This is a genomic window from Streptomyces sp. HUAS CB01 (genome assembly GCF_030406905.1).
Classification (GTDB): Bacteria; Actinomycetota; Actinomycetes; order Streptomycetales; family Streptomycetaceae; genus Streptomyces; species Streptomyces chengbuensis.
Genome location: NZ_CP129137.1, coordinates 5,233,547 through 5,259,780, shown reverse-complemented (window position 1 = coordinate 5,259,780; position 26,234 = coordinate 5,233,547). Strand labels below are relative to the sequence as shown.

Here is a 26,234-nt window from a genome sequence, read left to right as displayed (position 1 = left end):
GCGCCACCGATGTTCCCCTGCGCATGTTCGCCGTGAGCGATACCACCTGTCGCAACCGGCGACCCACTCGATGTAATGAGTCAATGACGCATGTATCTATTACAGAGGTCATTCGTGCCTGGGTGGACGGCTGGGTCGTCTCGCGCGGGGCGGCGGAGCCGGTGGCCGAGACCTGGGGGCTCACGGTGGACGTGGGGCTCCCCCGGCACACGACCCGCCACGTGCTCACCGACAACAGCGAGGCCGCGGTCCGCACGGTCGCCGCGTCGGCCGGGGTGCCCGGGCGGTGGCTGAAAGTATTCGAGGAAGAGGAACGGGTCCTGGAATGGCTGGGGCCGGACTGGACGCCCGACGAACCCGGCTTCCTCATGACGACGCCGCTCGAGCGGCGGACCGCGCCCGAGCCCGTCCTGCCGGAGGGCCACCGGCTGCGCGCCTGGACGAGGGACGGCGTCACACGGGTCCTGATCACCACGGCGGACGGCGCCTTCGCCGCCCGGGGGCAGATCGCCACGGCCGGCACCACGGCCGTCGTCGACCAGATCGAGACGGCCGCCGAGCACCGGCGCAAGGGACTGGGCTCGCTGGTGATGCGCACGCTGCAGCACTCGGCGGCCGAGCGGGGCGCCACCTCCGGTGTCCTCGGGGGCACCCCCGACGGCCGGGCGCTGTACGAGTCGCTGGGGTGGCGGGTGATCGCCCCGCTGGTCAGCGTGTACTACACGCCGGTGGGGCCGTCCTCGGCGGAGGCCCGCCCGCCGGCCCCGGCACCGGACGCCTGAGGGTCGCGGACGGCTGAGCGCCGGGCCTCGCACCCCACCCGTTCCTCCGGGGCTTCCGGGGTTTCCGGGGCTTCCGGGGCTTCCGGGGCTTCCGGGATCCTCGACCTCTCCGGTACGCCCCGTGACTCCGGTCCCTCCGGCATCCGCTGCCCCGTCGGCATCCGCCGCCCCTCCCGTACGTCCCGCTCCTCCGACGTCTCCCGCATCCCCTCCCGCTCCTGACTGCGGCGGAGTTCCCGGTACCGCCGCCGGCGGCGCACCAGCGGGCCGCTCGCCAGACCGGAGAGCAGGGCCAGGGGGTGGCCCCAGTTGCTCAGCGGGTCCTCGTAGGCGAGCAGGTCGAGCACGAGCAGCGCCGACACGCCCGCGAGCACCACGGCCGCCGGCAATGGCCGGAACAGAGCGGTCAGCGCACCGACACACGCCAGCAGACCGAAGCTGATGCCGTAGTCGAGCCGGTGCAGCGAGGTCTCCGGCAGCCGCCCGGCCATGACCCACAGACCGACCGGGATCTCGGTGGCGAGGGTGGCGGCCACGTGCCCGCCCAGGAACACCGCTGCCACCCGCAGGCCGCCGACACGGCGTTCCAGTGCCGTCAGCACGAGGACGAACCCGATGGCGTAGGGCGAGGCGAGCCCGCCGGCGATCCACAGGGCACTCGCCACGAGCACGAGCAGCGGCACCGTCGCCAGATGCGCGGCGTCGGTGCTCGAACCGCGCAGCAGGGCGGAGACGGTGGCCGGATCGCCGTAGCGGGCGTACACCGAGGTCCCGAGCAGGACGAGCGCGTACCAGAACGTGAACGGCGTGCCGCGGGGGTCCGGGACGAGCCGGACCGGCCGGGCGGCGAGCCGCCGGGGCGCGCGTTCATCCACCCCGGCCGCTCCCTCGCGCCCGGGCGCCCTCCCGTGTCCGTCCCGCGCCGCCCTCACGCGCCCCGGCGCCCCCATCCGTCGCACCGTGCGAAGCCTCCCCTGTCCGGGCCTTTCCCGGCCGCTCCGCCCCGGCCTCCCGCCGGTCCCAGCCCTGCCCAGGCAACGCGATGATCACGCTCCCGTCCGTGACCCGCGCCACTCGGAGGCCCCGCCACGGCTAGCCTGAGGGCCCATGGAGCCTCTCAGCCCTGCCACCGGCCCCCGGACCCTCGACCGGCGCGACGGACCGTACGGCGAGGTCGTCCTGCGCGAGCGCGGCGGCCCCGGCGGGGAGATCCACGAGATCATCGCCAACGGCTGCTTCCTGATGGACACATCGGACGGACGCTCGGAGCGCCTGCTCATGGACGCCGCGTACGAGGCACTCCACGGCCGGCCGGACCCGACCGTGCTGATCGGCGGACTCGGCGTCGGCTTCTCCCTGGCCCACGCCGCCGCAGAGCCCGGCTGGTCCCGGATCACGGTCGCCGAACGGGAAGAGGCGATCATCGGCTGGCACACCTCGGGCCCGCTGAAGCGCATCTCCGCCGCGGCACTGGCCGATCCGCGAACCACCGTCCTCCACACGGACCTCGTGGGACATCTCCATAACACTTCGGACACGTATGACGCGCTCTGCCTCGACATCGACAACGGCCCCGACTGGACCGTCACCGAGGACAACGGCAGCCTCTACTCGCCGGACGGACTGGCGGCCTGTGCACGGTGTTTGAGCCCCGGAGGGGTCCTCGCGGTCTGGTCCGCACAACCTTCCCCGAATTTCGAAGACTCATTGCGGAATGCCGGATTCAGCGGGGTAAGAACCGAAGAGATCCGGGTTGCCCGAGGCGTACCTGACGTGGTCCATCTGGCAGTTCGCCCTGCGTAGCCGGGACCTGGTCGGTGCCTTTACGCTGCCTACCTGACACACCGATCTACACGCAGCTCGCAGTGCGCGACAGGGGCGGGGCGATGGAGCAGACACACACCAGCAACAACGGCGCGGCGGCACACACGGCCGGGAGTGCGCAGCGCCGGGTGCTGGTCGTCGAGGACGACACCACCATCGTCGACGCCATCTCGGCCCGTCTGCGCGCCGAGGGCTTCCTGGTCCAGACCGCGACCGACGGTCCCGCGGCCGTCGACGCCGCGGAGGCCTGGCAGCCGGACCTCATGGTGCTCGACGTGATGCTGCCGGGCTTCGACGGTCTCGAGGTGTGCCGCCGGGTGCAGGCGCAGCGGCCCGTCCCGGTGCTGATGCTCACCGCCCGCGACGACGAGACCGACATGCTGGTCGGGCTCGGCGTGGGCGCCGACGACTACATGACCAAGCCGTTCTCGATGCGCGAACTGGCCGCCCGGGTGCACGTCCTGCTGCGCCGTGTGGAGCGCGCCGCACTGGCCGCGGTGACGCCGCGCAGCGGGATCCTGCGCCTCGGCGAGCTGGAGATCGACCACGCCCAGCGCCGCGTCCGCGTCCGGAACGAGGACGTGCACCTCACGCCGACCGAGTTCGACCTGCTGGTCTGCCTGGCCAACACCCCGCGAGCCGTCCTCTCCCGCGAGCAGCTGCTCGCGGAGGTCTGGGACTGGGCGGACGCCTCCGGCACCCGCACGGTCGACAGCCACATCAAGGCGCTGCGCCGCAAGATCGGTGCCGAGCGGATCCGTACGGTCCACGGCGTCGGATACGCCCTGGAGACCCCGGCGCCATGATCCGGCGGAGCCGGCTCCGGTCCCGGCTGGGGGCGGTGGAGATCTCTATCAAGACCAAGCTCGGTGCCCTGGTCGTCGTGGCGGTGCTGATCACGACCGGGCTGGCGCTGGTCGCCTTCCGCACCGGGGCGGAGCTTCGCTACATCACGGTGTTCGCCATGATCACCACGCTGCTGATCACCCAGTTCGTGGCACACGGGCTGACCGCTCCGCTGGACGAGATGAACACCGTCGCGAAGTCGATCTCCCACGGCGACTTCACCCGCCGGGTGCGCGGCGACGGCCGCCGCGACGAACTCGGCGACCTCGCCTCCACGATCAACCGCATGGCGGACGACCTGGAAGCCGTGGACCAGCACCGCAAGGAGCTGGTCGCCAATGTCTCGCACGAGCTGCGCACCCCCATCGCGGCGCTGCGCGCGGTGCTGGAGAACGTCGTGGACGGCGTCTCGGCGGCCGACCCCGAGACGATGCGCACCGCCCTGAAGCAGACGGAGCGGCTGTCCCGGCTGGTGGAGACCCTGCTCGACCTCTCCCGGCTCGACAACGGCGTCGTCTCGCTCAAGGCCCGGCGCTTCGAGGTCTGGCCGTATCTGTCCGGCGTGCTGAAGGAGGCCAACCTGGCCGCCGGCCGGCGCGGGCTGTCCTCCGGTTCCGGCAGCCACACCCGCAAGGACGTCCATCTGCACCTGGACGTGTCGCCGCCCGAGCTGACCGCGCACGCGGACGCCGAGCGGCTGCACCAGGTCGTGGCGAATCTCATCGACAACGCGGTGAAGCACTCCCCGCCGCACGGCAGGGTCACGGTTCGTGCCCGCCGGGGGACCCAGGACGAGTCCTTGGACCTCGAGGTTCAGGACGAAGGTCCCGGGATCCCCGAGTCCGAATGGCACAAGGTCTTCGAGCGGTTCAACCGGGGCAGTGCGCCGTCGAAGCACAGCTCGGGCAGCGACGGCGGCACCGGTCTGGGCCTGGCCATCGCCCGCTGGGCGGTGGAGCTGCACGGCGGCCACATCGGCGTGGCCGAATCGACGCGCGGCTGCCGTATCCGGGTCACCCTTCCGGGAAACCCCTCGTCGCGCGGTTGACGTAGGGTTCGAAGAGGAGCGAAGCCCGCGGCGAACCGGACAGGCGCGTCCTGCGTCCATGTGTCCGGGGAGTGGGACAGGGGTGCGGCCCTTGGGGTCGCAGCCGTGCTCCGCTGTACCCAGTCCGTAGGGAAACCAGGTTTGTTTCCCGCCATTTCCTACGCCGAAACCGGCTGTCCGGTGTGACTTAGGCGACGAAGACCACGCCCGGCCTGCACCTCCCCGCCGCGTAGGCGTAGCCTTTATTTCCGCTGTCCATCACCTTGTGAAGCGGAAGAGGGCGGTTGCCGCCGTGTCGTCTCAGTCCCCCAGTAACTCGAGTACTTCGACCGACCCCGACGGGCAGGGGAAGAACCCCGCTGCCGCGTTCGGGGCCAATGAGTGGCTCGTCGACGAGATCTACCAGCAGTACCTCCAGGACCCGAATTCGGTCGACCGCGCCTGGTGGGACTTCTTCGCCGACTACAAGCCGGGCGGCGGGGCCGCCGGCGAGGCCGCGCCGACGCCGTCGGCCGCGACGGCCACGGAGACGCCGGGCACCGCACAGGCTCCGGCTCCCGCGGCCCCCGCGGCGCAGGCTCCCGCAGCCCCGGCCCAGGCGCCGGCCGCCCCCGCGCAGCCCGCCGCCTCGGCCCCGGCCCCCGCGAAGCCCGCCGCCCCCGCGAAGCCCGCCGCCGCTGCTCCGGCGAAGCCCGCCGCCAAGGCCGCACCGGCTGCCGGGACTCCCGACGGCCCCGAGATGCTGCCGCTGCGCGGCCCCTCCGCCGCGGTCGCGAAGAACATGAACGCCTCGCTGGAGCTGCCGACGGCCACGTCCGTCCGCGCCGTCCCGGTGAAGCTGCTCTTCGACAACCGGATCGTCATCAACAACCACCTGAAGCGCGCCCGGGGCGGGAAGATCTCCTTCACGCACATCATCGGGTACGCGATGGTGCAGGCGATCAAGGCCATGCCGTCGATGAACTGGTCGTACGGCGAGAAGGACGGCAAGCCGGTCCTGGTCAAGCCCCCGCACGTGAACCTCGGCCTCGCCATCGACCTGGTGAAGCCGAACGGCGACCGGCAGCTCGTGGTCGCGGCCATCAAGAAGGCCGAGACCATGAACTTCTTCGAGTTCTGGCAGGCCTACGAGGACATCGTCCGCCGCGCCCGCAGCAACAAGCTGACGATGGACGACTTCACCGGCGTCACCGTCTCGCTGACCAACCCCGGCGGTCTCGGCACCGTCCACTCCGTGCCGCGGCTGATGCCCGGACAGTCGGTGATCATGGGTGTCGGCTCGATGGACTACCCGGCGGAGTTCCAGGGCACGTCCCAGGACACCCTGAACAAGCTGGGCATCTCCAAGGTCATGACCCTGACCTCGACGTACGACCACCGGGTCATCCAGGGTGCCGCCTCCGGCGAGTTCCTGCGGATCGTCGCCAACCTCCTCCTCGGCGAGGACGGCTTCTACGACGACATCTTCGAGGCGCTGCGCATCCCCTACGAGCCGGTCCGCTGGCTCAAGGACATCGACGCCTCGCACGACGACGACGTCACCAAGGCCGCCCGGGTCTTCGAGCTGATCCACTCCTACCGGGTCCGCGGCCACGTCATGGCCGACACCGACCCGCTGGAGTACCGCCAGCGCAAGCACCCGGACCTGGACATCACCGAGCACGGGCTCACCCTGTGGGACCTGGAGCGCGAGTTCGCGGTCGGCGGCTTCGGCGGCAAGTCGATGATGAAGCTGCGCGACATCCTCGGCGTCCTGCGCGACTCGTACTGCCGCACCACCGGCATCGAGTTCATGCACATCCAGGACCCGAAGCAGCGCAAGTGGATCCAGGACCGCGTGGAGCGCCCGCACGCCAAGCCGGAGCGCGAGGAGCAGCTGCGCATCCTGCGCCGGCTGAACGCGGCGGAGGCCTTCGAGACCTTCCTGCAGACCAAGTACGTCGGCCAGAAGCGCTTCTCGCTGGAGGGCGGCGAGTCCGTCATCCCGCTGCTCGACGCGGTCATCGACTCGGCCGCCGAGTCCCGCCTCGACGAGGTCGTCATCGGCATGGCCCACCGCGGCCGGCTGAACGTCCTGGCGAACATCGTGGGCAAGTCGTACGCGCAGATCTTCCGCGAGTTCGAGGGCAACCTCGACCCGAAGTCGATGCACGGCTCCGGCGACGTGAAGTACCACCTGGGCGCCGAGGGCACCTTCACCGGACTCGACGGCGAGCAGATCAAGGTGTCGCTGGTCGCCAACCCGTCGCACCTGGAGGCGGTCGACCCGGTCCTCGAGGGCGTCGTCCGCGCCAAGCAGGACATCATCAACAAGGGCGGCACGGACTTCACCGTCCTGCCGGTCGCCCTGCACGGTGACGCGGCGTTCGCCGGCCAGGGTGTCGTCGCCGAGACCCTGAACATGTCGCAGCTGCGCGGCTACCGCACCGGCGGCACGGTCCACATCGTCATCAACAACCAGGTCGGCTTCACCGCCGCCCCGGAGTCGTCGCGTTCGTCGATGTACGCGACCGACGTGGCGCGCATGATCGAGGCGCCGATCTTCCACGTCAACGGCGACGACCCGGAGGCGTGCGTCCGAGTGGCGCGGCTCGCCTTCGAGTTCCGCCAGACGTTCAACAAGGACGTCGTGATCGACCTCATCTGCTACCGCCGCCGCGGTCACAACGAGGGCGACAACCCGCAGTTCACCAACCCGCAGATGGTGAACCTGATCGACAAGAAGCGCTCGGTCCGCAAGCTCTACACCGAGTCGCTCATCGGTCGCGGCGACATCACGCTGGAAGAGGCCGAGCAGGCCCTGCAGGACTTCCAGGGCCAGCTGGAGAAGGTCTTCGCGGAGGTCCGCGAGGCCACCAGCCACCCGGCCCCGGCCCATGTCCCGGACGCCCAGGCCGAGTTCCCGGTGTCCGTCACCACGGGGATCTCCCAGGAGGTCGTCAAGCGGATCGCCGAGTCCCAGGTCAACATCCCCGACAACATCACCGTCCACCCGCGACTGCTGCCGCAGCTGCAGCGCCGCGCGGCCTCGGTCGAGGACGGCACGATCGACTGGGGCATGGGCGAGACCCTCGCCATCGGCTCGCTGCTCATGGAGGGCACCCCGGTCCGGCTCGCCGGCCAGGACACCCGCCGGGGCACCTTCGGCCAGCGCCACGCGGTGCTGGTGGACCAGGAGACCAACGAGGACTACACCCCGCTGCTCTACCTGGCCGAGGACCAGGCCCGCTACAACGTCTACGACTCGCTGCTCAGCGAGTACGCGGCGATGGGCTTCGAGTACGGCTACTCGCTGGCCCGCCCGGAGTCGCTGGTCATGTGGGAGGCCCAGTTCGGCGACTTCGTCAACGGCGCCCAGACCGTCGTCGACGAGTTCATCTCCTCGGCCGAGCAGAAGTGGGGCCAGACCTCCGGCGTCACGCTGCTCCTGCCGCACGGCTACGAGGGCCAGGGCCCGGACCACTCGTCCGCCCGGCCGGAGCGCTTCCTCCAGCTGTGCGCGCAGAACAACATGACGGTCGCCATGCCGACGCTGCCGTCGAACTACTTCCACCTGCTGCGCTGGCAGGTCCACAACCCGCATCACAAGCCGCTCATCGTCTTCACCCCGAAGTCGATGCTGCGTCTGAAGGCAGCGGCGTCCAAGGTGGAGGAGTTCACGACCGGCGGCTTCCGCCCGGTCATCGGCGACGACTCGGTGAACGCCGCCGACGTCCGCAAGGTCGTCTTCTGCTCCGGCAAGGTCTACTACGACCTGGAGGCCGAGCGGCAGAAGCGCGGTGCCACGGACACGGCGATCATCCGCCTGGAGCGCCTGTACCCGCTGCCGGGTGCGGAACTGCAGGCCGAGATCGCCAAGTTCCCGAACACCGAGAAGTACCTGTGGGTCCAGGAGGAGCCGGCGAACCAGGGTGCCTGGCCGTTCATCGCGCTCAACCTGATCGACCACCTGGACCTGGCGGTCGGCGCGGACATCCCGCACGGCGAGCGCCTGCGCCGCATCTCCCGCCCCCACTCGTCGTCCCCGGCCGTGGGCTCGGCGAAGCGGCACCAGGCGGAGCAGCAGCAGCTGGTGAACGAGGTCTTCGAGGCCTGACGCCGCCGAGGCGGTACGTGACGGAGGGCCCGGCCCCACGCGAGCGATCGCGAGGGACCGGGCCCTCCGGGCGTGTGGGCGACGGGCCGCTGGGGCGAGTGCGCCCGCCGCGAGCAGTTCTGTCTACTCAGCGCCTTCGGCGGCCCGGGCCGCTTCGGCGTTCTTGCCGTCCTGGGCGTTCTTGCCATCCTCGGCAGCCTTGGTGTCCTCAGCGCCCTCGGCGTTCTTGTCGCCGTCCTCCGGCTCCCCCTCGGCGGAACGCGCCTCGTCCCGTGCTGCTGGGACCCGGATGAGTACGACCCCGCTCCCGAGGTCTATCGGCCCACGCCCGGGATCGGCGTCACCGGCCTCCTCGAGCGTGAGCTCCTGACGCCGCCGCTCCTCCTCGGTGTGCCGCCGCCCAGGAGCGAACAGCTCGCTCAACGCACCGCCGAACATCATGTGCTCCTGTCTGCCGGGGCTCTGCACCTCATGGTACGAACGCCTGCGCGGGTGTGGAGGGGACGAGAGCGTACGGTGACCCACGGTGCAGCCGCACGCGAGGGCTGCCCGTGCACGCACACGGGCCCGTCCTCGCATTGCGGGGACGGGCCCGTGGTGTCTCACCAGCACCGACCGGCTGTTCAGGCCCCGGACTCCGGCGGGGTCAGGGCGATACCGCTGATCGGGGTGCCCTCCGGCAGGTCCCGGACCTGGAGGGCGATCTGGGTGCACAGTTCGAAGTACACCCTGCGATCGGTGAGCTCCAGGTTCGCGACCTCGTCCTCGCCGCCCAGCAGCGTGGGCACCTTGTAGCCGACGACCTGCTCGAAGCCGAGCGGACGAGGTGCGCCGAGGTTGGCGTCCCGCCAGTCCTCGAAGTAGGGGAAGGCGAGAGCGTCCTCGTCCTCGTCGGCCACCGCGAGGAAGAACTCGTCGAGGCCGAGATCCGTCGTGAAGTGCTCGCCCTCCGCCGCGTCCACCATGATGACGTACCGGGGCCGTGCATCGGGATCACGGATGTCGAAGAGCAGCTCGCGGCCCATCCAGTCGAAGGCGAAGGGGAAGTATCGTCCCTCAAGTCCTCCGATCAGACGGGCACACGCCGCGTACGACTCATGCGCCGACGCTGGCGTGTGAAACCGCAGGAAACCGTCGGCCAGGGTCCTCCCGGCCATCTTCTCGAACAACGCGGCAAGCGGCGCGGGCACGTAGTGCTCGCCCTCACCGGACTCGGCCGCTCCCGTTTCCGGGAAGCGACGCACGAGTATGGCTAGCGACATGTTCACTCCAGGCGAGCGGGTCTCCACCACCATATGGGGGCCGGCCCCTTCGCCGCATGACGCGACTACTCGTCCTAAGAATCGTCAGGAAGCAGACCGCGCTCACGCGTACGCGGCCGTCAGTCCTCTTCCTCGTCGAGGAGACCGAGAACGTCGGGAAGATCCGCCATCGCCTGACGACGCTCGGGGTTCTCCTCCAGCTCGGCCAGCTCGACCAGCATGTCCGCAAAGGCCCGGCGGTCCTGCTCGCTCAGGTCGTCGAGCAACGCGCTGGCAGGCTCCAGAATGTCCGTCGCGACGTCAGGGTCGATGGCATCGTCATCAGAGAGGTCGATCGAGACAACGATACTCGCGAATGCCCTGGCCAGGACTCTGTTGAGTGCCATCACTTGGGAACCACCCTTACCTTGATGTCCGATCAGTCGATTCAACAGTCCCTGTCACCGGAAACCGGCTGGGAGGACCTCAAGCGACATCCCCACTTCTCCGTGATCTCTTTCCTGGAGACGGTGTGTCTTCGATGACGTCCAGTTCTCCTGCCACCTCGGGCCGTCGGGAGGGGGCCGCAGCGCGGTGCCGCTGACGGAGGTGGCGTTCGTGGCGTCAGTTCCTGCTGTGCCGGACACACAAGGACGTCACTGCCAGTCTGGATTGCGACTCGGCGGAAAGGACCCGAACAGGCTCTCGTACTCTCCGGTCTCATCCAAGAACACATCGCCCGGATCGGCGCTCCGCACGGCCGCGTGAAGGCGGTCCACCAGGGTCGGCACGGGTTCAATCGTCAGACCCAGCGCGCCAGCCACTCGGGACTGCGCCGGAACGACTTCCGGATCACTTGCGAGCATATCGCGCTGCAGAAATGACGCGGCCGCCTGCATCGAAGCCACGTCGCCGTCGTCGGAGTATGTGAGACAGTCCCTCCAGTACGGCAGGCCAACCACAAGACCAAGGGCCCCGGAGAAATCCGAAGCAATGAGTCCGGCCTCACCCTCGCTGCTTGCGTACAGCATCGGGCGGTCAGGCCCCTCGCCGCACAGGTAGAACTGTCCACCCGTGAAATCTCCCGCGACCACCTCAAGGGAAATTCCTGACATGAGCCGCGGCGCGTCGACGTAATCAGCGCGTCGGATATCGAATTCAAACGGATACGAAAGAAGCTCCGCGAGCGCCTGGTCGTCACGTAGACGCCGGAGTAGATCAGCAGACCGAGACACGCGGCAACGATAGCAGAAGCAAAACCATCCGAATGCTCCATCGAAGAACGCCCGCGGCGAGGACCGACTCCTACGCCTCAGGCGTCCGTCCGAACCAGACCTTGCCTATCCTGCGGTAATACGCCAGCAGCCTTCGGATTCCCATGTTGCAGTAGCCGGGATCGCCGTACTGCAACTGCCCGATTCGGCGCATATCCCAAATGTCACGCGCAAGAACGGTGCGGAACGAAAGGCCGGCCTCAAGCCGTTTCGTCCTGCGGCCCCGGCTCTTTTAGGTCCTCGTCGGAGCGTGGTTGGCAGCCTTCATCACGATGGGACATCGGAAACCGTGAGGTTGTGGACCGTCGACTTCCGCGCCGTCCACGCCTCCACCGTGCTGATCTGGGACCAGGCTCCCGAGGACGCCTGGACCCCCGGCCCGGATTCAACTCACCCGCGTCGACCCACACCCCCAGGGAAGGCACTCAGAAGGGGTGTCCGGCCGTGGCTGTGATCGTGGTGGTCCTCGGCTTGGTGGAGCCATCGGCCATCAGCACCAGCGTTCCGGGCCGGAAGCGGTTGAACTCGCATGTCCCGCACTGGATCTGTGTCCGGACCTCCTCCTTTGCGGCTTCCTCGGGCTCAGACTTGGCTTCCTCCGCCGCCCGCCGAGTCGCCCTCTGCGCCGGCCGCTTGGCCTGCGAAGGCCTCGGCTTGGCCCTGGGCTGGCTCCTCCGTTTCGGCCGGGGCTTCGGTCGGGCCGCTGCCTTTCGAGCAGTTGCACGCTTGGCCGCAGCACGCTTGCCTTGGCGCGCGCCTGCGCAGCTGCCCTGCGCTGTGCCGCCGCCCGCTCGTACCACGGCGAGAGCAGGGGGGACCGGGCTGGTCGGCACTCCTTCTGTCGTCGGCGCCGGCGGCTGGCAGGCGATCAAGGCGATCTCCTGACACAGGACGGGCGGCGTTGCCGACCGGTCCGACGGCCGGTCGGCAACGGCTCCACCGGGGCACATCCGCGCCGGCGGCCGGAGTCCTGAAGTCCCGGAGAAACGGGCCCGGCCCCGCGGTGCACGCGGGGCCGGGCCTCCCGTTGTCGGAGCGGTTCCCGGCCCGGAAACCCCGGATCAGATGATCTGCGGTTCGAAGTCCCAGTACGGCCGGTTGCGGGAGCGGGCCGAGACCGTGTGGACGTGCTGGGGGCCCAGCGTCGACGCGAGGTCCCCCAGCGCCTCCGACTCGATCTTGTCGGCACGCTGCCGGTCCCGCAGGGCGCGCAGGTCGGCCGCGTGGGCGATCCGGGAGGACAGCGTCAGCGGATGCGTTCGGCCCAGCGCCTCCGCCGCCCGGTCGATGGTGATGCGGGTCAGTTCGGCGGCGCCTTCGGGGTCGCCCACCAGGTTGCGCAGCGCCGAGGCGTTGACGGCGCAGCCGAGCGTCCACGGGTGGTTCTCCCCGACGGCACGCGTCATGTCGCCGAGAGCCTCCTCGACGAGCACATGGGCCTGCTCGCGGTCGCCGACGTTGCGCAGGACGAGGGCGTGGTTGCCCCGGGTCCCGGCGACGTACGGGTGCCCCTCGCCGAGCATCTCGGAGTAGATGCGGACGACCCGTGTGCTTATGTCCCTGGCCTGGTCGATGTCCCCGTGCTCCCGGGCGAAGCAGCACTGGCTGGCGGAGAACATCACGGTCAGCGGATCCGCTTCGCCGAGCACCCGCTCCGCACGCTCCAGGATCCGGGTGAACATGTCCTCGGCCTTGGCGCGCTCGCCCATGCGGTAGTGGCACAGGGCCAGGTTGTGCTCGGCCCGCAGGGTCTGGGGGTTGTCCCGGCCCAGCACGAGCCGGTGCACCCGGACGCTCTGCGCCTGGAGGGACTCGGCCTCGTGGTAGCGGCCGAGGAGGCGCAGGTCCGTGGCGTAGTTGATCTCCGAGTAGAGCGTCCAGTTGTGCCGGGGGCGCAGCAGTTGCCTGCGGGCCTCCAGGGTGCGGCGGTTCAGCTCCAGGGACTCGCCGTAACGGCCCAGCAGGCGCAGGGAGATCGCCATGTTGTTCTGTGCGTTGAGGGTCCGGGAGTCCTGCTCGCCGAGGAGTCCGCGGTACGCCTCCAGGATCCACTGCGACAGCTCCAGTGCCTCCTCGTACCGTCCGAGCCCCCGCAGGTCGGCCGCCAGCCCGCCGGCCGCCCGGAGGTGCTCCAGGTCGTCCGGGCCGCGCTCGTCCCGCAGGTGCTCCACGGCGGCCCGCTCGATGGCTTCCGTGCCCGCGTAGTCGCCGACGGCGCGCAGCAGGTTCGCGTAGTGGTAACTGAGGTCCCAGATCCGCGGGTGCGTCCCGCCGAGGAGGGCGCGCCAGGCGGACATGGCGCGTTCGCCGAGTTTGATGCCGGCGCGGTACTCGCCGGAGAGGTACATGTAGCGGAGGCAGTTGAGGACGAGCGTGTGGACCGCCGGGTCCTCACTGGCCAGGGCGTCGGCGTACTTCAGATGCGGGGTGATCTCCGCGTACCGGGGCCAGAGCCGGGTGTCGGTTGGGCGTCCCGGGTCGGCGCCGGCGAGGGCGCGGCGGACGACCTCGACGAACTCGGCCGCGTTCCGATCGGGCATGTCCTTGCGGACGATCTGGTGGACCATCCGGTGCAGGTACAGCGACTCCCCGGAGGTGGACGCCTCGTCCGCCAGGGACTCGTGCGACTCCAGCCGTACGACCGAGTACTGGCGCAGCTGGGCGATCGCCCGGTTCCACAGCAGGGGGTCGTTCATCAGCCCGGACAGGGACTCCGGCATGGTGCCGGGCGGCATCTCCCTGAGCAGCCGCACAGGTACGGAGCCGGGCGCGAAGAAGGTGCACAGGCGCAGCAGGTCGACGGACTCGGGAACGGTCTCGCGGAGCTTGTTCAGCAGTATCGACCAGGCGGTCTGGAACGCGAGCGGGAAGTCGGCGGAGACCTTCACGACGTCCTGGTCGATGCCGCCTTCGAGGAGTTCGATGTACTCGTCCACCGACATGTCGGAGTCGTTGAGCCAGCCGGCCGTCTGGTCGAGGAGCAGCGGCAGGTCCTCGAGGGCCGCGGCGAGCTGGTCGGCCTCGGTGTGGGTCAGCCGGGGGGCGCGGCGGCGGATGAAGGCGACGGACTCCTCGCGGTCGTAGACCCGTACCTCCAGCAGGTTGCTGTTGTGCTCGCTCCACTCCGGGTTGCGGGAGGTGATCAGGACGTGGCCGGGGCCGGTCGGCACGAGGTCCCAGATGTGCTCCGGCTCGTCCGCCCCGTCCAGCACGAGCAGCCAGCGCTGGTACGGCTCGCCGCGGCGCAGCGCGTCGCGCACGGCGCGCAGCCGCTCGCCGTACTCGGCGCCGGTGGACAGGCCCAGGGCCGGGGCGAGTTCGGCGAGTTTCTGGCGGTAGGTGACGCGCTTCTCCGCGGAGACCCACCACACCACGTCGTACTCGGAGCCGAAGCGGTACACGTACTCGGCGGCGAGCTGGGTCTTGCCGACGCCGGACATGCCGTGCAGCGTCACCACGCCGGCGCCGGGGCCGGCCTCCTGGAGGGCGTGGTAGGCGGAGTTGAGCAGCCTCTCGCGGCCGGTGAAGCGGGTGTTGCGGCGCGGGACGCCGCCCCACACCTCGGGGGTGTCGGCGGGGTAGCGGGGGCCGGGCCGCCCGCCGGCCGGGGCGACCGGCTCGGCGGGCAGGTCCAGCCGGGCCAGCAGCCGGCGCTCGGCCTCGTCGGCACCGACGTTGGTGAGGTCGGCGGCGGCGAACACGGCCGTGGCGGCGGGCAGCGGGGAGGTGGTGACGGAGACGGCGGCGAACCGGTCGGGCTCGGCGGCGACGACGTCACGCAGGGCCCGGTTCCACTCCGCGTGGCTGCGCGGGCCGAGCTGGAAGTACCAGTCGCTGAGCAGGACGAGGATGCGGCCGGGCGCGAGCATCAGGTCCCGCAGGGTCTCCTCCAGCGGGGTCTGCACGGGCGGGTCCCAGCGCTGGAACACCACGCGCATGCCGCGGCGTTCGAGCCGGTCGCCGATCCAGGCGGCCCAGGCGCGGTTGAAGCCGGCGAAACTGATCGTGACGGTCTGTGCCCCGGTCGCTCCAACGGGCTTGCGCGCTGCGGGCATTCAACCGTCTCCCTGCTCCGTGACATTCCATACGAACATACAACGGACCGTGGTGTCACCGCTGCGTTCCGTTTCGCTGGCACCAGATCACGCGCGCGGTGTCGACATATGCAGCCGCCCTCGCCGCGTGCCCCGAAGGGGGCGGGCGATCAGCCAGATGGTCGTAGAGCGCGATCATCTCGTTGACCACGGTGCGCCCTTCGCGGGTGAGTGCCCCGGAGGCGGCGAGGACGGGGAGCACGGCGCCGACCTGTTCGCGGCACCGCGCGTGTTCCGCCCAGGCGAGGTCGCGGTGCGCACCGTGGTCGGCGCCGAGCGCGAACCGCTGCCAGTAGTCGGCCAGCGCGATGTGCGAGTAGGCGCCCTGCAGCAGACCGTCGAAGGGCCTCGGGTCCGGTCGCCAGGGCGCGAAGTGCCGTGGTGCCGCGTCCTCGTGGTGCAGCGGGACGAGCGCGCACAGCGCCGACAGCTTGGTGTGCTGGAGTTCGTGGACGAGCGTCGCGGCGAAGTACGCGGGCGTGGACGGCTTGCTGCTGAGGACGGCCCCGAACGCCTCGCGCCGGGTGCCGCTGCAGTGCGAGGCACCCTCGCCGTCGGGGCCCGAGCCGGGCGGCGGGGCGAGCGGTACGAGGCAGCGCAACAGCGCCGCCGCCTCGGCGGTGCGGTGCTCGCCGCCGATCCGCAGCAGGGGTCCGATGCCCGACCAGGACTCCTCCCAGGCCTTGCGGTCACCGTCACCGAGCGCGGCGCCGAAGCTGAATCCGTGGCGTTCCGGGCCGCCTCCGTCGGTGCGGTACGGGTGGAGGTCGTCGAGCGGCACGGGGACGGCGCCGGGGAGGACGGCGGGGAGCGGGACGACGGACCGCCAGCGCGGGTCGGCGGAGCGCGCGCTCCCGTCGGCGGCCCGTCGTACCGTCACCCGGCGCCCCGCCCGCCCGCCGAAGGTCAGCGTCTCGCCGTCGAACGCGGTCTCCACCGGCTCCGGACCCGGCACACTCAGGGCGCCCAGGAGGGGAAGCGCCAGTGTGCCCTCGCGGGGCGGGAGTTCGGCGGTGAAAGGCAGCCCGGCGCGGACGGCGGCCGCGGCGGCGAGGGCCCCGAAGTGGGCCAGGTCGACGTCCGGGCGCTGCACCGGTCCGGGCGCGGTGAGGCCGTGCAGGCAGCGCTCGGCCCAGGGGCCGGTGAGCGGGTAGAGCAGCAGGCCGCGCACGGCGTCCCGGTCCTCGCGCTCGGCGGCCTCCAGCAGCGCCCAGTGGTCCCGTATCCGCGCGGCGGGCTCCCTCCCGGCGGTGGCGGGTGCCGAGTCCGCCGCGTCCAGGAGGGCCCGCAGCAGCACCAGCCGCCGGGTGTGCTGGTCCCGTACGAGCAGGGCGAGCGCCTCGGGGCCGCCTTCGGTGCGGCCGAGTTCCCGCAGGATCCGCTCGGGGACGGCGGCGCTCACCGGACCGCTCCCGCGGTGGCCCCGGCCAACCGGCCGGCCGCGTGCCGGATGAGCCGTTCGAGGTCGGCGCAGTAGACGGACGGGTGGGTGAAGCCGGCGCCCGCGCGGTAGCGGTGGGCGTAGTGGCCGCCGCCGCAGACGGTGAGCAGCGGGCAGCCGCGGCACTCGGCGGAGAGGGCCGCCGCGCCGGCCTGCCGGGCGGCGATCCCGGGGTGGGCGAGGGCGTCGTCGAAGGTGTGCCGGAAGACGTCGAGGCCGGTGGCGGCGGCGGTGTCGTAGGCGGACTTCAGGGAGTCGACCTGCTCGATCGCCCCGTCCGTCTCGACGACGACGGCGTTGACCGGGTCGAGGCCGAGGGACTCGGTGGCGCCGGGCAGACCGAGCAGCAGGGCGAGGCATTCCTCGAAGAGCCGGACCCTGGTCTCCCGCCGTCCGGCGCCCCACCAGCGGTCGAAGACCGCGACGAGCCAGTCGCCGTAGGGGGTGGCGGCGTCCGGGAAGCGGTACGGCGTACCCGGCGCGGCCGCGGGGTGTCCCGGCGGCGGGGCGGTCCAGTTGCCGTGCGGCAGCAGGAGGTCGAGGGCCGGGGGCGCGAGGTCCAGCAGCGACTCGTACATCTCCACCGGATCGGTCCGGGGGTCGACGACGGTGAGGACGCCCGCGTACGCGTCGGGATGGCGCTCGGCGAGAAGCCGTGCCCCGCGCGACGCGGCGGGCCAGGACGGCCGTCCCGCGTGGTCGGTGCGCCGGGCGTTGTGGGCGGGGAGGCCGCCGTCCAGGCTGATGCCGATGCGGACGCCGTGGCGGGCGAGGGCGGTGACGCGGGCGTCGGTCAGCAGCGTCGCGTTGGTCTGCACGGTCGCGCGGACGGTGCATCCCTCCGGCACGCGCTCGCGCACGAGGGAGACGAAGGCGCCCAGCCGGTCCGCTCCCGCGAGCAGCGGCTCGCCGCCGTGCAGCACGAGCGCGAACGCGCCGAGTCCGTGGCCGGCCGCGTGCTCGGCGATCCGGCCGGCGGTGCGGTCCAGGACGCGGGGCGGGGCGGCCGCGGGCCGGTCGCGCCAGGTGCGGTCCGGGCCGGTGTACAGATAGCAGTAGCGGCAGGCCAGGTTGCAGCGTCCGTGCACCTTGACGATGAACTGGCCGAAGGGCACCGGGGGGACCGTCCGACGAGACACTCCGGCACCCCCATGCTGTGCGGCACGCGGTACGGCCCCCGCTGCCGGTCCGAGGCGAGTATCCCTGCGGGTCCCGGCGGGCAAACCCCTGACGGGCGAGGTTGTCCTGTTCACCGGAGTGCCGGACCGAAACAGGACCCCGGGGCGGGGCGGACCACGGGGCCGGGCCGGTGCCGGTCACCGGGGCGGGGCCGAACCCCGGTCGGCCGCCGGATCCGCCTGCCGATTCCGCGCCGTGCCCCGGGCCGAACCCGGGACCCGCTGCCGGACCCGCACCGCGCGCCGCTCGGCGACCGGGCCCGATCACCCGACCCGAACCGGATCCTGGTCCGCTGCCCGGCCCACTTGCCCCACCCGAACCATGCCCCGGCCGGCGACCGGGACCCGGCCCCGAACCGGACCCGGACCATGCCGCCCGGCCCGAGCCATGCCCCGACCGACGCCCGCACCCGACTGCAGAACCCGAACCGGACCCTCGTCCGCTACCCGGCACACTTGCCCCACCCGAACCATGCCCCGGCCGGCGACCGGGACCCGGCCCCGAACCGGACCCGGACCATGCCGCCCGGCCCGAGCCATGCCCCGACCGACGCCCGCACCCGACTGCAGAACCCGAACCGGACCCTCGTCCGCTACCCGGCACACTTGCCCCACCCGAACCATGCCCCGGCCGGCGACCGGGACCCGGCCCCGAACCGGATGCCGGCCGGCGACCGGGACCCGGCTCCGGGTCGAAGCCGGGACCGGCATCGCACCCCGCCGCCCCACCCGGACCATCCCCCGGCCGGCGACCGGGACCTGCCCCCCGGCCCGCCCCGGACCGTCCTCCGGTCCCGTGCCGCGCCCGCCCACCCGCAAGGCCCACAGGACCGGCCGCGCTTCCGGAGTCGTGCGCCGGGCCGGAACGGCGGGGGTGCCGCCCCCGCGGCCCGTCGCTCAGAACGCGTTGGTGAAACCCCACAGCATCTCCCGCGGCTGTCCCGCTCTGTCCCGCAGCTCCGCCAGCACCTCGGAGAGCACCGGGTGGTCCAGCGTCCGCAGCTGCTCCAGATCGAGCCCGAGCAGGTCGGGCAGTTCACCGCTCGTGTCCGCCGCTGACGTGCTCCTGTCCGCCGACTCGCCCATCGTGCCTCCCCGTTGCCGTTTCCCGTCCCGTGCTCCGTGCCGGGCCCGGGAGCTCATCGCTCCAGTTCGGCGAGCCGCCGCGCGGTGGCCTCGCCCTCCGCGCCGCCTCCGTCCGGCAGCCTGCGCCACTCCCGGACGGCGGCCCGGTACGCGTCGCGTGCGGCCCTCGGTCGGCCCGCCTCCTCATACGTCCTACCCCGCCAGTGGTTGGCCCTAGCACTCAACAGCACGGCCTCTTCCCGCTGTTGGGCACGGTCCGGCTCGGTCAGGGCCGACCGCGCGTACTCGGCCGCGTCACGGAACGCCTCCGCCGCCTCGTCGAGCCGGGCCGCCCTGCCCAGGCTCTCGTACGCGGCCAGCCCGGCCCGGCCCAGCTCCAGCGAGCAGCGGGCGGCGGTCAGCGGGTCGTCGGCCTCCTGCGCGGCGAGCCCGAAGAGGTACTCCGCCTCGCGCAGGTCCACCCGGTCCTCGGTGGCCCGGTGCCGCAGCATCAGGGCCCGGCCCAGCATCAGCAGCCGCTCCGCCTGGTGGGGACTGCCTGCGGCCGTCTCCGTGCGGCAGTCCCTGAGGACGCGGACGGCGGAGCCGATGTGGGCCCGCCCGCCGGGGAGTTCGGCCCGCCGGAGCAGGGCGGCGCCCCACTCGGCGAGCAGATCCGCGTGGGCCCGGGAGTCGCGCGGAACGCCGCGCGAGGCGGCCTCGAAGGACCTGGCCGCCTGCTCCAGTCGCGCAGGGTCGCCGGTCCGCTCGTGGCGGTCCACGCTGACCCGTCCCGCCCTGATCTGCAGCGAGGCGCGCAGGCGCGGGTCGCCGACGGTCTCCAGCGCCTGCTCCACGAGCGTGCCGGCCTCGTCCGTGCCGTCGCCGGACCGCAGCAGCGCGTCGACGAGGTCCAGCAGGACCCGCTGCCGGGTGCCCAGGGTCCGGGCGTCGCCGCCCGCGGCGAACGCCTTGCGCAGGGAACGCGCCGCCTGGCCCGCGTACAGCCGTGCCTGCTCGGTGTCGGTCGTCGCGCCGGAGAGCCGCAGCAGGGTCCTGCCGTGCGCGAGCGGCAGGCTGACCGGCCGGTTCTCCTGGTCGGGCCACACGTCGGCGAAGGCCTCCAGCATGCCGACGGCGCCCTGGAGCAGGGCGCTGTCGCCGCCGAGGCGCCACTGCGCCTCCAGGGCGCGCACCCGGTCCAGGGTGAGTCGGAGGGCCTCGGCGGCGTCGAGTCCGGGTGCCGCGCAGGCCGCCGCGTACTCGCGGTCGGCGCGGCGGAGCAGGTCCAGCGCCCCCCGCCGGTCGCCGCGCCGACGGCGGTCCTCGGCGGCGGCGTGCAGCACCTTGGCCAGGACGGCGCGCTCGCGTACGGAGCCGGGGTGCGCGGCGGCCCGTTCCGCGGCCCGCTCGGCCTCGCGCAGCAGTTCGCCGTCGCCCTGCACCTCCCACAGCCTCAGCAGGCAGCGGGCGAACTCGGCCCACAGGCCGGGGTCGGATCCCGGCCGCTGTTCCCGCCCGGTGGCGCCGCGCAGCAACTGCACGGCGTCCATCAGGTACTGCACCATGCTGTCGGCCTCGAACTGCCGTACGAGGGCGCGGGCCCGGTCGACCGTCGCGTCCGCCGGCCGGCCCTCTCCGGGCGGCTCGGTGGGAACGTACGGCGCGAACTGCTCCGGCAGCGGCATGAACCGCTCCAGCACACGGGCCGCGACCTCGGCGAACGGGTGCGGCACGCGCTCCTCGCCGTTGTCGCCGGGGCCGTCGCCGTCGTCGTCCGGGCCCCCGTACGGGTACGGGGCGTGCCGGCCGTCGTCGAGCTGGGCCAGTGCGAGGGCGGGGAAGTTGGGGCCGCCCTTGCCGAAGCGCTGCTCTATGTACTCGGAGCAGTGCTTCAGCACGAGCACCGCCTCGTCCCGTCCGAGCGGTCCGAGGAGCGCCTCCCGGACGCCGGGCGCGAACTCGTACCACTGCCCGTCGTCGCGGCCGTCGTCCTCTGCCCGGGTCAGCAGTCCGCTCAGCAGTACCTCGGCGAGCTCGGAGGGGCCGGAGTCCGGCAGCATCGTCCGCTGCACCAGCTGCATCACGGGCAGGTGGAGCGGCGCAGCGGCCAGGTAGACCGCGAGCCGGCCCGCCGCCGGGGACGCCGCCGACCGGAAGGTGCTGACGAGTTGGAGCGAGGACGGCCGGCGTCCGCGGCGGCCGGCCGGCGCGGGGGGCTGGTCGGCGCGCACCCGGCCGACTGCTCCGGACACCCGGCCGGCGCCGGTGCCGGAGAGCAGCCTCGCCCAGGCCCCGAGGGCCCCGACGACCGGCGGCAGGACGGGTACCGGGAGTTCGCCGCGGGCGGTCCGGGGCGCCGGTGCCGGCGCCTCGGTGAACCTGAGCGCCGCCGCTCCGGCGAGGCCCTCGCCGCGGGTCAGTACGCCGTGGGTGACGGGCAGACGCGTGCGGTTCCACATGCGCTGCGGAAGGGGCTGGACGACGGCGGCGGGCGCCTGCCTGGCGAGCCGGTGCAGCAGCCGGTGGGCCCGTCCGCTGTGCCACAGGGGTCCCGCGCAGTCGCTGAGCAGGACGGTCACCCGGCGGCCGGTGGGGTCGCTGAGCCGGTCCGCCGAGTGCAGCGGCGCGGCCGCGGCGTCGGGGCTGCGGCTGACGGCCGGAGCGCCGTCGGGCCCCTGGTGGAGGTAGCGCACCTGGACGTCCCGGAAGGCGCCCAGCCGGGCGAAGATCTGCTGGAGTTCGGTGAACAGCCGGTCCCAGACGCGCATCGAGGAGGAGGCGTCCATGACGAGCTGGAGCAGGGCGTCGGCCCGGGACACCCCGGTGAAGACGGGGAGGATCAGTCCGCCCGCGCGGGCGCTGCGCTCGGCGGTGGCCTCCTCGTCCAGGACGGTGCGCGCCGGCGGGGCGGCGGGGCGGTAGCGCTGCAACGGCCGCAGGGCGCGCTGCAGTTCGAGGGGGGCGGGCAGGGCCGGGGCGGCCGGTACGCCGACGGTGAGCGCGGCGCGGTCCTCCCCCGGGCCGGGGCGCGGGGGGCCGTCCCGGCGCGGGACGGGGTACAGGGCGACGCGTCGGTCCCCGCCGTCGGGGGCGGGGCGGGACGCGGGATCGCCTCCGTCGGGAGCGTCGCCGGAAGCGGTGGAACCCTGGGGGACGGGCGGCCGGGGCCGGGTGCCCTCGTCCGGTGCGGGGCCCGGGACGGCGGGCCGCTGTCCCGGTTCCGACGGCGGTTCGGGCCGCCGTGTGTGGCCGGCGAGCCAGAGGGCGTCGCAGAGCTGCTCGGCGTCGGGGTCGAGACCGGCCGCGCGGAGCCGCGCGACGAAGGCGGGCAGCAGTCCGCCGTCGTGCGCCGACTGCTCCTCGCGGGGCGGGCCGTCCGGGCCGTGCCGTGCGCTCGCGTCGGGCATCAGTGCCTCACCTCGGGCGGTCGAGTCGCTGGATGAGCAGGTCGGCGAGCCGGTCACGGCCGGCCGGGGCGGCGGCGTCGGTGAGGTAGATGGCGTTCAGCAGCTGGTCGGTGGCGAGGAGTTCGCTGCGGGAGCGCTCCAGGAAGTGGGCGATGAGGTCCTCGCCGGAGCGGGCGGCCTCGTCGCCGAGGTGGGCGCGGACGAACGTGGCGAGCCGCTGGTGGTCGGGCCGTCCGAGCTCCAGGTGGATGCAGCGGCGCATCAGCGGCGCCGGGAAGTCCCGTTCGCCGTTGCTCGTGAGGACGACGAAGGGGAAGGCGCTGCACTGCACCCGGCCGCCCGTCACGGTCGCCTTGGTGCCGTCGTCGGTGAGCACCTGGGCACGGCCGTCCGGCAGCCGGTCGGCGACCCGCTCCAGCTCGGGGATGCCGAACTCGCCCTCCTCCAGGACGTTCAGGAGGTCGTTCGGCAGGTCGATGTCGCTCTTGTCGAGTTCGTCGATGAGCAGGACGCGCGGCCGTTCGGAGGGCAGCAGCGCGGTGCCCAGCGGGCCCAGTCTGAGGTAGCTGCCGATGTCGTCGGCGGGACCGCCGTCGTCGCGCCCGGCCGCCGCGCTGTGCGCGGCGATCTGGACGTCCTGGAGCCGCGCGATGGCGTCGTAGTGGTAGAGACCGTCCTGGAGGGTGGAGCGGCTGACGATGGGCCAGCGCAGCACCCGGCCGAGGCCCAGCTCGTGGGCGACGGAGTGGGCGAGCGTGCTCTTTCCGGCGCCCGGGCTTCCGGTGACGAGCAGCGGGCGCCGCAGGTAGAGGGCCGCGTTGATCATCTCGAGCTCCTCGGCGCCGGGCCGGTGCAGTTCGGCGACGTGCCGGTGGCCGCCGAGCCTGCGGTCCGCGGAGCCGTCACCGCTCTCGGTACCGTTCGCGGCCGCGTGCCGGCTCGCGAAGTCCCTCCAGGGCGGCGGGGGCGGCAGCTGTCCGATGCCCTCGTGAGGTTCGCCGGCCCCTCGGTAGATGAGCCACTCGCTGGGTTCGCTCATTGCGTGTTCCTCGTCGTCACTCGTCCGCAGGGGGCGGCAGCCGTCGAACGTGCCTTACGGTAGCGACCGGTTGTACGCCCCGTAAGGGGATGTCCGGCCGGGCGCTTCACGGAGCCTCCAGCAACTGGCCGGAGCCGGGCAGCGGATGGTGCGGGTCGTCCCAGAACAGCGCGACCCCGTCAGACCAGTACGTCTCCGTGCGGGCCGCGCGCACCCCCCGCCGCAGTTCGTGGATCCGGTGCGGCAGCCGGCCGGCCGTGCCCGCCTCGGTGACGGTGTCGGCCGCCCGCCGGTGGAACTCGGTGCAGACCGCGTCCGCCCGCCGCCCCTCGGGGCGCCGCCACAGGGCGAGGCCGAAGCCTCCGTCGAGCACCCGGAGCAGACCCGCGGCGCCGTCCGGTTCCGGTCCGCTCCCGGACCGGCAGAGCACGGGCACCGTCTCGTGGGCCAGCGAGCGCAGCGCGGCCACCTCGGCTACGGGTACCCCCAATCCGTCCTCGCAGTCGAGGACTTCGGCGCGCATGAGGGCGTCCCTCGTACGGTTCCAGCGCGCCAGGCGCTCGGTCGCCTCCGCGTCCGTCTCCGGGGGCGGCAGGTCGGAGCAGCGGATCACCACGGGGCGGGCGACGCCGAGCGGCGGCCCGTCGGGCGGCACGCGCCAGCTCTCGACGTCCAGCCCGAGCATCGCCCGGACCACCGCGACCTGGAGGACGGCCGGGCTGCCGGGTTCGTCGCAGCGGCGGAACGCCTCGGCGAGCGGCGCGGCGATGCGCGCCGGGATGTCCGTGATCGCGGTGCCGCGGCTGTCCTCGGCGACGGGCAGGATCTCGCCGCCGGGGAGGGAGACGCCGACCCGCCAGTCGAGGCGGTCCCGCTCCCAGCCCCGGGGTTCCAGCTCCAGCAGGACGAAGGGCCGTTCGTCCGGACGCCCCTCCGGGTCCGTCGCGGGGCCGGGCGGCCGCTGGTGCGCGTGGTCGGCGCGGAGCCGGCCGGCGTGCCACAGCAGCGTCAGCTCGTGGCGGAACTCGCGGGGCAGCCGGTCCTCCGCGATCCGCTTCACCCATTCCCACAGGGACTTCTCCGCGGTCACGGCCGACGGTGCGGCGTAGGGCCGTTCGGCGGCGATGACACCCATGCAGTAGCGGAGGACGAGTTCCAGGGCACCGTCGCGGTCCCGGGTCTCGTACAGGGCCCCGACGGCGTCGCGCCAGCCGCGCGGCGCCGGCCGGTGGTCGCGGGGGTGGCCGCCCGGAAGCCGTTCGAGCTGCTCCAGGAGGCTGTGGGTACTGGCCGGCGGCGGGAACTCGGCGAGCCGGCCGAGGAGGTCGATGCGCTGCTGGGGGCTGAGGGCCCGGCCGGCCCCGGCACGCAGTTCGCTCTGCACGTCCGCCCAGGTGCTCTCGGTGCTGACCGGGCTGTTGTGCCGGTCGGCGTGGTAGCGGTCGTGGGCGTGGAACACCGCCTGGTAGACGTCGTCGGTCTCGGCGGTGACCGCTCCGGCGGGCACGGGCAGCGAGCGGAGCCGGTCGACTCCGATGGAGGTGCCGCCCTTGCTGCCGCCGAGGCGCGACTTGAGCACGCCGACGACCTCGCCCCGCACCGGGTCGACGACCGGTGAGCCGGAGACGCCCGGGACGAGCCAGTCGCCGTCGAGCCGGATCTGCGCGTCGGCGTCGGACCAGCCGCCGTAGGTGCCCATCACCTCGCACCGCCCGCTGAGCCGGGTCGGCCGGCCGTCCACGAGCGTCCAGCCGGAGAAGAGGACGCTCTCGCCGCCGAACAGCGCGCCGGGCCGCTCGGTGACGTACACGCACGGGTGCTCGACGGGCCGCAGCAGCCTGATCAGCGCGAGGTCGGGCGCAGGCCAGCCGGCGGCGTCCGCCGGCCGGACCCCGTGGGGGGCGGGCGCGAACGGGTCGGCGGTCGCGTAGGGATCAGCGGCGGGGTACGGGGCGTCGGCCGGGGTCCGGGTGTCCGGCAGTGCGGCGACGACCGTGCCGGCGACGGTCGTCTCGCCGCTGCCGGGGCCGGTCTCGAAGACGACCTCCACCTCGCCCCCCTCCCCCTGCACGGCCACGTGCGCGCACGTGAGGACCCAGCTCGGGGCGATGAAGAAGCCGCTCCCCAGGAAGCCGCCGCCGGATCCGTCAGGAGCATGCCCCGGCGGCATTCCGTGGATACGTACGGTCGCGGCCATCACGAGGTTCAGCAGTGCACGGGGCACCCGTTCCCGGGCGCCCCCTGCGCCCCCCGGCCACCCGTCGGTCATGACCGGCCGCCGCCGGGCGGCACGGTGCCGTCCGGGTGCGCCGGTGCGCCCGGCGCCGTCCAGGTCGACGGGGCCGGGGGCCGGGGCGGCACCGGAGGCGCGGGCGGGGCCGCGGACTGCGCGAGGGGAACGGCGGACTGCGCGGGCGGGGCCGCGGACTGCGCGGGGGGAACGGCGGACTGCGCGGGGGGAACGGCGGACTGCGCGGGCGGGGCCGGGTCACCGGCCGGCGGTCCGCCGCCGTTCCAGGTGAGGGTGACCTTGATCGCCCCCTTGGTCTCCCCGTCGGCGAGGAGCCCGACGACCTTTCCCGCCTTGGCGGTGAGTTCGATACCGAACTCGACGCTGACCTCGTCGGGGCGCACGGCCCGCAGCGGCCCGGCGAGCGACCGCGCGACACCGGTCACGACGCCGTGCAGGCTCTCCACCCTGGCCTGCACCTGCTCGGCGAAGCCGGTGTCGCTGTAGGGCAGTCCCCCCGGCTCCGTGCCGGGGCCGGACGGACCGGGCCGCTCCAGTTCCCCGGCACCGGAGATCCGCGCCCAGACCGGTGTGCCGTCCGGCAGGACGATGCGCGTGACACGTGCCTCTGACTCCCCCATGGCCTCCCCCGTTCCCTCAACTGCC

General features: G+C 72.8%; 18 protein-coding genes. 5 read left to right on the top strand and 13 right to left on the bottom strand.

The genetic code is table 11. The annotated features are described in order from the left end of the window. Positions 1-83: 83 nt before the first annotated feature. Positions 84-782 (top strand): GNAT family N-acetyltransferase, encoded by a 699-nt coding sequence (locus QRN89_RS23370; protein ID WP_290351344.1) that lies wholly within the window; start codon positions 84-86, stop codon positions 780-782. On the opposite strand, the gene QRN89_RS35845 is transcribed toward QRN89_RS23370, so the two are convergent. Beyond that, positions 719-1,657, bottom strand: coding sequence for a rhomboid-like protein (locus QRN89_RS35845; RefSeq protein WP_435833264.1), 939 nt, complete (start codon positions 1,655-1,657; stop codon positions 719-721). The two genes, QRN89_RS23370 and QRN89_RS35845, sit on opposite strands and share 64 nt — an antisense overlap. A gap of 232 nt (positions 1,658-1,889) precedes the next feature. On the opposite strand from QRN89_RS35845, the gene QRN89_RS23360 reads away from it, so the two are divergent. The 4 genes from QRN89_RS23360 (at position 1,890) to QRN89_RS23345 (ending at position 8,596) form a co-directional block, all read left to right on the top strand. Then, positions 1,890-2,585: a spermidine synthase family protein gene (locus tag QRN89_RS23360; RefSeq protein ID WP_290351343.1), complete on the top strand. Its 696-nt coding sequence runs from the start codon at positions 1,890-1,892 to the stop codon at positions 2,583-2,585. 83 nt (positions 2,586-2,668) lie between these two features. Next, positions 2,669-3,412, top strand: a complete 744-nt coding sequence (locus QRN89_RS23355) for a response regulator transcription factor (protein ID WP_290351342.1) — start codon at positions 2,669-2,671, stop codon at positions 3,410-3,412. Further along, positions 3,409-4,500 carry a HAMP domain-containing sensor histidine kinase gene (locus QRN89_RS23350; protein ID WP_290351341.1) on the top strand — a complete coding sequence of 364 codons (1,092 nt, stop codon included), beginning with the start codon at positions 3,409-3,411 and terminating at the stop codon, positions 4,498-4,500. The genes QRN89_RS23355 and QRN89_RS23350 overlap by 4 nt, the downstream gene beginning before the upstream one ends. 292 nt (positions 4,501-4,792) lie before the next feature. Then, positions 4,793-8,596: a multifunctional oxoglutarate decarboxylase/oxoglutarate dehydrogenase thiamine pyrophosphate-binding subunit/dihydrolipoyllysine-residue succinyltransferase subunit gene (locus tag QRN89_RS23345; protein ID WP_290351340.1), complete on the top strand. Its 3,804-nt coding sequence runs from the start codon at positions 4,793-4,795 to the stop codon at positions 8,594-8,596. A 123-nt stretch (positions 8,597-8,719) separates the two neighbouring features. Here the strand turns inward: QRN89_RS23345 and QRN89_RS23340 are convergent, their stop codons facing one another. The 12 genes from QRN89_RS23340 to QRN89_RS23285 form a co-directional block, all read right to left on the bottom strand. Next, complete coding sequence (locus QRN89_RS23340) at positions 8,720-9,019, bottom strand: DUF6191 domain-containing protein (RefSeq protein ID WP_356948653.1); 300 nt, start codon at positions 9,017-9,019, stop codon at positions 8,720-8,722. A 200-nt stretch (positions 9,020-9,219) separates the two neighbouring features. After that, positions 9,220-9,858: a T6SS immunity protein Tdi1 domain-containing protein gene (locus QRN89_RS23335; RefSeq protein ID WP_290351339.1), complete on the bottom strand. Its 639-nt coding sequence runs from the start codon at positions 9,856-9,858 to the stop codon at positions 9,220-9,222. Between the two features lie 119 nt (positions 9,859-9,977). Next, entirely contained in the window at positions 9,978-10,244 is a 267-nt protein-coding gene (locus QRN89_RS23330) for a hypothetical protein (protein WP_290351338.1), read from the bottom strand. Positions 10,245-10,493: 249 nt separating this feature from the next. Further along, a complete protein-coding gene (locus QRN89_RS23325; protein ID WP_290351337.1) occupies positions 10,494-11,072 on the bottom strand; it encodes a hypothetical protein in 579 nt (192 codons plus the stop codon). Between the two features lie 1,100 nt (positions 11,073-12,172). Further along, a complete protein-coding gene (fxsT, locus tag QRN89_RS23320) occupies positions 12,173-15,166 on the bottom strand; it encodes an FxSxx-COOH system tetratricopeptide repeat protein (RefSeq protein WP_290351336.1) in 2,994 nt (997 codons plus the stop codon). A 55-nt stretch (positions 15,167-15,221) separates the two neighbouring features. Beyond that, positions 15,222-16,607, bottom strand: coding sequence for an aKG-HExxH-type peptide beta-hydroxylase (locus QRN89_RS23315; RefSeq protein ID WP_290351335.1), 1,386 nt, complete (start codon positions 16,605-16,607; stop codon positions 15,222-15,224). Continuing rightward, the gene (locus QRN89_RS23310) at positions 16,604-17,761 is read right to left on the bottom strand and encodes an FxsB family cyclophane-forming radical SAM/SPASM peptide maturase (RefSeq protein WP_399008339.1); all 1,158 of its coding nucleotides are present in this window, start codon (positions 17,759-17,761) and stop codon (positions 16,604-16,606) included. Before QRN89_RS23310 ends, QRN89_RS23315 begins: the two co-directional genes overlap by 4 nt. Before the next feature lie 960 nt (positions 17,762-18,721). Next, positions 18,722-18,910 carry an FxSxx-COOH cyclophane-containing RiPP peptide gene (fxsA, locus tag QRN89_RS23305; RefSeq protein ID WP_290351333.1) on the bottom strand — a complete coding sequence of 63 codons (189 nt, stop codon included), beginning with the start codon at positions 18,908-18,910 and terminating at the stop codon, positions 18,722-18,724. 53 nt (positions 18,911-18,963) lie between these two features. Next, a complete protein-coding gene (locus QRN89_RS23300; RefSeq protein WP_290351332.1) occupies positions 18,964-22,299 on the bottom strand; it encodes an SAV_2336 N-terminal domain-related protein in 3,336 nt (1,111 codons plus the stop codon). 7 nt (positions 22,300-22,306) lie between these two features. Then, entirely contained in the window at positions 22,307-23,338 is a 1,032-nt protein-coding gene (locus tag QRN89_RS23295; RefSeq protein WP_290351331.1) for an AAA family ATPase, read from the bottom strand. 106 nt (positions 23,339-23,444) lie between these two features. Beyond that, a complete protein-coding gene (locus QRN89_RS23290; protein ID WP_356948652.1) occupies positions 23,445-25,562 on the bottom strand; it encodes a VMAP-C domain-containing protein in 2,118 nt (705 codons plus the stop codon). A gap of 41 nt (positions 25,563-25,603) precedes the next feature. Continuing rightward, a complete protein-coding gene (locus QRN89_RS23285) occupies positions 25,604-26,209 on the bottom strand; it encodes a CU044_2847 family protein (protein ID WP_290351329.1) in 606 nt (201 codons plus the stop codon). Positions 26,210-26,234 lie beyond the last annotated feature (25 nt).

Excerpts from the sequence above, each read along its gene's own strand:
- QRN89_RS23370 (WP_290351344.1), top strand. The coding sequence starts at position 84 with ATGACGCATGTATCTATTACAGAGGTCATTCGTGCCTGGGTGGACGGC.
- QRN89_RS23295 (WP_290351331.1), bottom strand. The coding sequence starts at position 23,338 with ATGAGCGAACCCAGCGAGTGGCTCATCTACCGAGGGGCCGGCGAACCT.
- QRN89_RS23360 (WP_290351343.1), top strand. The coding sequence starts at position 1,890 with ATGGAGCCTCTCAGCCCTGCCACCGGCCCCCGGACCCTCGACCGGCGC.
- fxsT (WP_290351336.1), bottom strand. The coding sequence starts at position 15,166 with ATGCCCGCAGCGCGCAAGCCCGTTGGAGCGACCGGGGCACAGACCGTC.
- QRN89_RS23285 (WP_290351329.1), bottom strand. The coding sequence starts at position 26,209 with ATGGGGGAGTCAGAGGCACGTGTCACGCGCATCGTCCTGCCGGACGGC.
- QRN89_RS23350 (WP_290351341.1), top strand. The coding sequence starts at position 3,409 with ATGATCCGGCGGAGCCGGCTCCGGTCCCGGCTGGGGGCGGTGGAGATC.
- QRN89_RS23330 (WP_290351338.1), bottom strand. The coding sequence starts at position 10,244 with ATGGCACTCAACAGAGTCCTGGCCAGGGCATTCGCGAGTATCGTTGTC.
- QRN89_RS23355 (WP_290351342.1), top strand. The coding sequence starts at position 2,669 with ATGGAGCAGACACACACCAGCAACAACGGCGCGGCGGCACACACGGCC.
- QRN89_RS23300 (WP_290351332.1), bottom strand. The coding sequence starts at position 22,299 with ATGCCCGACGCGAGCGCACGGCACGGCCCGGACGGCCCGCCCCGCGAG.
- fxsA (WP_290351333.1), bottom strand. The coding sequence starts at position 18,910 with ATGGGCGAGTCGGCGGACAGGAGCACGTCAGCGGCGGACACGAGCGGT.
- QRN89_RS23335 (WP_290351339.1), bottom strand. The coding sequence starts at position 9,858 with ATGTCGCTAGCCATACTCGTGCGTCGCTTCCCGGAAACGGGAGCGGCC.